This window comes from Paenisporosarcina sp. P4_E4_2 (genome assembly GCF_056401595.1).
Map to the genome: position 1 here is coordinate 1 of NZ_JBFUJC010000218.1, position 5349 is coordinate 5349.

A 5349-nucleotide genomic window follows, 5' to 3' on the forward strand; every position below is an offset into this window, starting at 1 on the left:
AAACTGCTGCAGTCAACGGTTCCCCTAAAGATAACGTTACTGCTGAAGACGAAGGGACTTTCTGGAGACCCAATAAATACAGTATGTACGCAACACTGGTCGTCATAAATCCTAAGTATAATATCGTCCAAATATTCGATGGTTCCGACACCCAAGAACTGTCGAAAATGAACAAGAAAGGCATCAACATCAAAGCGCTCAATGAAAATGTCATGGCAACTGCCGGAATGGCTTCTACTTTAGAAAGTAATGCTTTACTGACGATTGTATAAATGGCAAAAACAAATCCAGCAATTAGAGACAAAGTTACACCCCGTGGATTAACAGTAAGTGCGTCTTTGTTCAGAAACAAAAGACTGCATCCAATGACTGAAAGGGTTGTGGCCAATACCCAAGCGCGAGATGGCTTCATTTTAAGAAACAACCATTCTATCAAACCAGAAAAAATAGGTGCACTTCCAATAGCGACAACAGTCCCGATAGCAATACCTGTCACTCGTACGGAGGTAAAAAATAAAGGTTGGAACAATGCCATGCACAATGCACATATTAAAGTGATCAGCCATGGCCAGGTTTTGAAATTAATTTTTTTCATCACAATCATTATTAGTAATAACGAAAATCCACCAATTGCTAAGCGTGACGCACCAATCGTCAAAGGCTGGGCACTTTGTGGCAAATAGGTTTGAGCAGTTCCAGTTGTGCCCCATAACACAGCAGCTAATAGCACAAGGAAGTAAGGGATCACAGTTTTCATATCGTCACCTCAAGTAGTTGTTGACTGTACTTTACCATATTTTATACATATTGAGATACAGCATACCGTCAACTATACTGTAGAAAAAGGAGTGTTGCTCTATGTATTTAACAATAGAAGAAACAGCTGAATTTTTGAGCATGCCTGAACAGCAAGTACGCCGGTACGTATTGGAAGGACGAATTAAATCTGTTCATGATGGCGAGCAGTATTTAATAAATAAAACACAATTTGATCGACACCTAGAACAAGTGGAAGACGTTAAACGGCAAATCGACGAATGGCGAAACACTCCCATTCCTGAAGATATTGATGTTAAAGATGAAGACTAACCTCGTAATTTTACCAGGCGAAAAATATGAAAATCTGTAAATCATAAAGAAAATCCAAGCAATCTGTTTTATAGATTGCTTGGATTTTTATTGCATACCGAAGGATTCATGTAGGGTCTACCTCAGTCTAGAAAGCCTCAACTTTCAGGTGCTGAATCAGAGAGATGTTGATACACAAAAATCAGTCCTAAAGGATTGTTCCAGGACTGATTCATTCGAAAGGTATATATTCCAAATATTTAAGTGACGGGCCGACTCCTTTTTGTTTAATATCCGAAGTAAATGACTGGAGATAGGTTCCGTCCGTTATCGTCTTATATGTAGCATCTGCTGTTACTTCCACACGCCATTTTGTATCGGACAGCAGCACTTCGACGTCATCTGCATTCGCTTCATTGGCCGTGATGGTTGATTGAACTGCACTAAGTAATTTCCCGCGAAGCCCAGAATCTCTAAACGTCTCTTTCATTTCCATTTCAAATTGAGGATGTTTTCTTAATTTTCCAGGAAGTACTTCATTGTATGCTTTAATGTACGCTTGCTGTAAATCTACATCTTGAGAGACCAATTCATCCACTTTTTTATCAATTTGATCTTGAATGGATTTCCCATCTTCCTTTTTTTGAGCGGTGGATTTGATCAGGTCACTGTCAAAATTCTCGATCCCTTTTTGGGTAACTTCCAAAAAAACGATGGTTCCCGCAAATGCTGCTTGTTGTGTGGCAGTTGAAGCTTGTTGTTTGACCACATATACTTTCGCAATATTGATGACAATGACAAAAATGACAGCGGAAATACCTAAGAGCCAGATAATATAAAAGGCAGAGTTTCCTCTTTCATTGCTTAAATACTTCATGGGACAAACACCTTGCCAGCTGCTTTCGAGTTCAATGAGACCGCGGTCTCTTTCTTCCATTCAGCTGGAATAAAGACAAGAGGGTGCTGGGCGCTGATTGTTAATGTGAAAGCACCGTTTCCTTGTGGGTTAATGGATACATTGGGACTGGCCAAAAGTGCACTACCGCCAATGGATTGCATGACAGCACTTTGAGCTTCTACCGCATCTCCAGTCATAGCGTAAACCGACGCTCCATCATTTGCGGCAGACTTCAAACTCATGACTGCATAACCGGAAGCTACCACTTGCCAAAGCAATAAGAAAAAAATGAAATAGAAAGGGAGAATTCCTAGAAATTCGATACTCAATGCACCTTTTTCATTTTTTAATGTTCGTAAGCCCATCATGGGATCACCTCTATCTTCAAATATTGCACAATTCATTTTTTATGAGGTCAACATTACTATGTATTCATCAATTCAATGATTATTTATTGCGCACTAATTTTCCCTTTTGTACTATTCGTTCAATTCGACCTTTCGGCAACTTCCCTTGCATTCTAATGCTCATAACGGCTGCAAGTGTTCCAAGCCAACAACCGATGATATATAGGACATATGAAAAATAATTCATGATTGGTTCCTGTCCATAACTTTCTGTCATAATTCGCGTTACCACGAAGTTTCCTCCACCTGAAATTAGAGCAAGTACAAGGAAAACTAGATAGTAGATAATCGTCCATTTTGATTTTTGTTCACCAGCCGTCGGTAAAACAATCTTGTAGAACGTCTCGACTTTGACAAAAAAGATTATATGGAGCACGAGCCAAATCACGATCAAGAGCAATTGAATGCCAATTTCGCCATCAAATATTTTAATCAAAGGCATAATAAAGAAAAATGAGAAAGCAGTAAACATTGCATATCCTGCAAATTTAGGAAAATCCATTTTCCCCTTAGATGAGAACATTGCTTTAACGATGAAGAGTAACAATGCATACCCCAAGTAAATGATGGTTGTTAATATCATATACTCGGACTTATAAATGGGAATCCCCAGTGAGATCAGTGCAGATATCAATGGAAGCAGTAAAAAAACAAAAATGGATGGCTTCGGCAAAATGCAATCTCTCCAATCACTTGTTAACTGTATTCTTCAATCATAAGAGGTGGTCTTGAATTCTTCGTTGGAATGAATTGCCGTCAGGATTTAATTTCTCTACCTCTTAACTCAATCGCTCTTTCAGGTGTAATCAACATGGCAGGAGATACCATTATAAAAAATAGACCAATGAAGAAAGTAATAATTGCCACTCCACCCCATGGTACTGCTTCTGTTGCCAACATATAGGCCAATAATACGCTTCCAGCGAAAAAGAAATTGCAAAATATGTAAAAATCAACATCTTGAAACCCTTTAATCTTGGATTTAATAGACCTTCTGCAATTGCTTCCGATTAGGCACATACTAAGTTTAACAACGTTTCACTGTACCTCAATTATGTTGTGGCGCTTTCAATTCTTCGGCACGCTTTGGTGTTACAAGCATTGACGGAGCTACCATCAATAGGAAGAGTCCCAAGAAAAACATGATAATGGCCACTTCATTGACCGGTGCGGCATCTGACGCTAGCATATAACCCCATATGCTACTTCCCGCTACAAAAACGATGGCAAAAAAGGAGAAAACCAATAATTTGAACCCTTTTTTCCGAGGATTTAAAAGCCCTCCAGCAATTGCGTCATACTTTGATACTAAGAAAACAGTGTACAAAATCAATCCACCTAAAAGAATCCAAAAATACATGGAAGGATAGATCAATCTTAATATTGGAGATGTCGCGTAAAATGCCAAACCGAGCATCATCACAAAAGAGTGAAGTGAGAAATACCTTTTGCTATCATTCTTCTGTTTCGTCCAAATCATGTAATTCACTACTGTCAAAAGCACAGCAATGATGAAATTGATCAATAACCATTTTAGATATGTTTCTTCAGGAATGAAACTTGCTGGTAAGCCCAGCAGAAGAAACAGTGCAAACGTTATGAAAATACGGTTGTTAGAAAATGAAACGCTCTTTGTAGCCATTTTTTTGGTTTCCAATAGTAACACCTCTTCTAGAACACCAGTTTTAAAGGGATGTTCGATTTAATTTGTATTGTAAATAGTAGATATGCATAAAAAATAGAGCATATTTATTAAATTCAATTTCTGAGTTTTCTTCGATTACTTCTTTAATTCTAAATATGGAATAATACAATATACCAACAAATAGAAATGAAAACATCATATTTAAAGAATCGATAGTCAGTAATCCGACTTCGCTTAAAATCATGCCACCAAATAATTGAATAAGTAACAAGACTAAAGAGAGGCCAGTGAATAATTTCCAAGTTCCAAATGACACGTGGTGATTAAGTTCTAATCTTTCTATATCCTTGCTTCTTTTTACAAACCAATAGCCAATATATGTTCCCATTGTGATGAAAGACAAAATCACCATTAAAAACACATTTATCTTTTTGATGTTCTTTTCAGGTGCTTTTTTTTCAACTTTGCTGACCATCTATGTGACTCCTTCCTCAACTAAATATCCAAAGCGAAATCATCGCTTCTATACCTCAAAGACAAATATATGTACAAAATAGGAAGAATCAATACATTAAGAGTGACACGTATGATTAAAAATGCCAAAACATTCGTTTCATAACTTTCCAGAAACATCATCAAACTGGTCCACAAAACAATGTTCAAACCAGCGATCACTAAGACATCACCAATAATCGAAAGGTTCTCATCTCTCATTTTCCTTAAAGTCTGTTTAATAGTCTCCCAGACACTCAGTGATTCCACGAAAAACGGAAAAATGATCAAAAATAATATGGCAACCACGGTTGGTATGAATAATAAATACATGCCCATCAATCCYAAAGAATAAACAATTGTTGCGACGAGTAAAATCACACCGAATCGTTTGGCAAAGAAAAACAAACCTTCCGTAACTTTTATCGTTTCATCCATTCCATCTTTTTTGACCATTTTTAAAAAAGGAGGGATGCATAAAATGAAATTCAGCATTAGCAGCCACCCTGCGAGAAAAGACTCATTATGCAAAATGTCATTGCTATATACATAGACAATCCCCAAATAACTGAAAACAGTAATGGGTGCTATGATGATGAAACACCACATTAGAATAGGAAACCAGTTACGACTGTAGATTTTGAACGCTTCACCAATCATACTAATGTCCCTGCCTTCCGTTGCTTCATATACACCGTAATGATTGCTACCAACAATGTCAGAAGGACTGCCCAAGTCATGCTCCGCCCAATTCCAGCTGGATCCCACCATACCAAGACATTCAGTAAAAAATACGAGGTGAGGGTGCTGAGAATTGAAACAATTGTTGCCCCCAGGAA

The 5349-nt window shown here is 37.7% G+C and carries 9 protein-coding genes; 1 reads left to right on the top strand and 8 read right to left on the bottom strand.

Going from position 1 to position 5349, the window contains the following annotated elements; translation table 11 throughout:
• A partial coding sequence (locus tag AC1DSB_RS13795) for an EamA family transporter (protein WP_477586906.1) occupies positions 1 to 757 on the bottom strand: 757 nt, incomplete at its 3' end.
• A 101-nt stretch (positions 758 to 858) separates the two neighbouring features.
• Between AC1DSB_RS13795 and AC1DSB_RS13800 the strand changes: the two genes are divergently transcribed.
• Complete coding sequence (locus tag AC1DSB_RS13800; protein ID WP_477530779.1) at positions 859 to 1089, top strand: helix-turn-helix domain-containing protein; 231 nt, start codon at positions 859 to 861, stop codon at positions 1087 to 1089.
• A 211-nt stretch (positions 1090 to 1300) separates the two neighbouring features.
• Here the strand turns inward: AC1DSB_RS13800 and AC1DSB_RS13805 are convergent, their stop codons facing one another.
• The 7 genes from AC1DSB_RS13805 to AC1DSB_RS13835 form a co-directional block, all read right to left on the bottom strand.
• Positions 1301 to 1945 (bottom strand): hypothetical protein, encoded by a 645-nt coding sequence (locus AC1DSB_RS13805; protein WP_477530778.1) that lies wholly within the window; start codon positions 1943 to 1945, stop codon positions 1301 to 1303.
• Positions 1942 to 2334: a hypothetical protein gene (locus AC1DSB_RS13810; RefSeq protein WP_016428417.1), complete on the bottom strand. Its 393-nt coding sequence runs from the start codon at positions 2332 to 2334 to the stop codon at positions 1942 to 1944. The genes AC1DSB_RS13805 and AC1DSB_RS13810 overlap by 4 nt, the downstream gene beginning before the upstream one ends.
• 79 nt (positions 2335 to 2413) lie before the next feature.
• Complete coding sequence (locus AC1DSB_RS13815; RefSeq protein WP_477530777.1) at positions 2414 to 3046, bottom strand: hypothetical protein; 633 nt, start codon at positions 3044 to 3046, stop codon at positions 2414 to 2416.
• Positions 3047 to 3129: 83 nt separating this feature from the next.
• On the bottom strand, positions 3130 to 3282 hold the full coding sequence (locus tag AC1DSB_RS13820; RefSeq protein ID WP_477530776.1) for a hypothetical protein: 153 nt from the start codon (positions 3280 to 3282) through the stop codon (positions 3130 to 3132).
• Between the two features lie 139 nt (positions 3283 to 3421).
• On the bottom strand, positions 3422 to 4030 hold the full coding sequence (locus tag AC1DSB_RS13825) for a hypothetical protein (RefSeq protein WP_477586907.1): 609 nt from the start codon (positions 4028 to 4030) through the stop codon (positions 3422 to 3424).
• Positions 4031 to 4058: 28 nt separating this feature from the next.
• Positions 4059 to 4493, bottom strand: a complete 435-nt coding sequence (locus AC1DSB_RS13830) for a DUF4234 domain-containing protein (RefSeq protein ID WP_477530774.1) — start codon at positions 4491 to 4493, stop codon at positions 4059 to 4061.
• Between the two features lie 20 nt (positions 4494 to 4513).
• Positions 4514 to 5349 (bottom strand): hypothetical protein (locus AC1DSB_RS13835; RefSeq protein WP_477586908.1); only part of this gene is annotated, 836 nt, incomplete at its 5' end.

Coding starts and splice junctions, on each gene's coding strand:
- AC1DSB_RS13800 (WP_477530779.1), top strand. CDS start 859: ATGTATTTAACAATAGAAGAAACAGCTGAATTTTTGAGCATGCCTGAA.
- AC1DSB_RS13805 (WP_477530778.1), bottom strand. CDS start 1,945: ATGAAGTATTTAAGCAATGAAAGAGGAAACTCTGCCTTTTATATTATC.
- AC1DSB_RS13810 (WP_016428417.1), bottom strand. CDS start 2,334: ATGATGGGCTTACGAACATTAAAAAATGAAAAAGGTGCATTGAGTATC.
- AC1DSB_RS13830 (WP_477530774.1), bottom strand. CDS start 4,493: ATGGTCAGCAAAGTTGAAAAAAAAGCACCTGAAAAGAACATCAAAAAG.